The sequence below is a fragment of the Micrococcus sp. LASM2_SD2 genome, from assembly GCF_057364565.1.
In genome coordinates this window covers 1-1,804 of sequence record NZ_JBNFOB010000335.1, presented here as the reverse complement: position 1 = coordinate 1,804, position 1,804 = coordinate 1, and the positions used below count along the sequence as shown (strand labels likewise).

Here is a 1,804-nt window from a genome sequence, read left to right as displayed (position 1 = left end):
CCGAGCCGGACCCGGCCTCGGACGAGGAGGCCGCGGACGTCGTCGAGGGCCTGGACCTGGGGGACCGGCAGGATCAGCGGATGGCCGCCGCCGCGGCCGAGCGCGCCGCGACCTTCGGCTTCGTGCGCCAGCGGGCGGCCACGGACGAGGAGGTGGCCACCACCCGTGAGGACAACACCGCGCGGCTGCGGGACTCCTCCCGCACCACGGTGGAGCCCAGCGAGTGCAAGGCGCCGCTGAACGCCCTGGACTTCTCGCCGATCCTGCTGGACCAGGACGAGGTGTCCCGGGTGGACGTGGGTGCGGACTCGTTCACCGGCACCGGCACGGTGGAGGTCGCGGCGCTGGACGGCCCCGCACGTCAGCGGGTGGAGAGGCATCTGCAGACCGTGAACGACCTGCTGCAGGACTGCTCCGAGATGACCATGACGGTCACCGAGGGGGACGCCACGGTGGACTACGAGCTCACCACGGCCAGGCCCGACCTGTCCGACGGCACCCCCGCCCAGTCCGGTCTCACCTGGACCCGGAACCCGGCCGGGGACGAGGACAACTCGCTCACCGCCCAGGTGCTGACGGCCACCACCGCGGACTCCGTGGTGATGGTGTCCTTCGTGGGCCAGGCCGCCGTCGGGGACAGGGAGTTCACCCTCATGGCCGAGGAGATCCTGGCCGCCGCCGAACGGGCCGGCTGAGACCGGCGCCGGAGGCGTCTGGGCATGCGGCGCCGTCCACATGACACGAACGCGCCGCCGGGAACATCCCCGGGCGGCCGCGGTGTTGAATGGAGCCATGAGCACCTCCTCCCACGACTCGACGCAGACCCCCTCCGTGCCCCGCGCCGGCGCCCGCGTGCGCGCCTCCGAGCTCATCGGCCGCGGCTGGTTGAACACCGGAGGGAAGCAGATCACGCTCGAGGACCTGCGCGGCAAGATCACGATCCTGGACTTCTGGACGTTCTGCTGCATCAACTGCCTGCACGTCCTGGACGAGCTGCGCCCGCTGGAGGAGGAGCACCACGACGTCCTCGTGACGATCGGCGTCCACTCCCCGAAGTTCGAGCACGAGGCGGACCCGGACGCCCTGGCCGCCGCCGTGGAGCGCTACGAGATCGCGCACCCGGTGCTGGACGACCCGGAGCTGACCACCTGGCAGGCCTACTCCGCCCGCGCCTGGCCGACCCTCGTGGTGATCGACCCCGAGGGGTACATCGCCGCGAACCTCTCCGGCGAGGGCCACGTGGCCGGGCTGCGCTCCCTGGTGGCCGAGCTCGTGGCCGAGCACGAGGCCAAGGGCACCCTGCACCGCGGGGACGGCCCGTACGTGGCCCCGGAGCCGGTGGCCCGAGACCTGCGCTTCCCGGGCAAGGCGATCTCCCTGGGCGACCGCGGCTCCGCCCCCGGCACCTTCCTGGTGGCGGACACCGGCCACCACCGCCTCGTCGAGCTGGACGCGGACCTGACCACCCCTGTCCGTGCGTTCGGCGGCGGCGACCCCGCCGACGCCCCGGCCGAGGCGTCCGACCTCGCCTTCCCCACCCCGGGCACCCGCGGCCACGCCGACGGCGGCCCCGAGCAGGCCCTGTTCAACGAGCCCAACGGCCTGACCCTGCTGCCTGCCGAGCTCGCCGCAGAGGTCGGCTACGACGTGGTCGTGGCGGACACCGTGAACCACCGGCTGCGCGGCCTCTCCCTGGACACCGGCGAGGTCCGCACGCTCGCCGGCAACGGCGTTCAGGCCCTCATCGACGGCGAGCGCGTCGTCGCGGCGGCGAAGGCCGCCGGGGCGGCCGACCCGGCCCCGG

At 73.8% G+C, this 1,804-nt stretch carries 2 protein-coding genes; both read left to right on the top strand.

All coding sequences use genetic code 11. The annotated features are described in order from the left end of the window. A partial coding sequence (locus AC2W7A_RS12115; RefSeq protein ID WP_485991562.1) for a hypothetical protein occupies positions 1-695 on the top strand: 695 nt, incomplete at its 5' end. 97 nt (positions 696-792) lie between these two features. Then, the coding region (locus tag AC2W7A_RS12110) for a redoxin domain-containing protein (RefSeq protein WP_485991561.1) at positions 793-1,804 on the top strand (1,012 nt) is incomplete at its 3' end.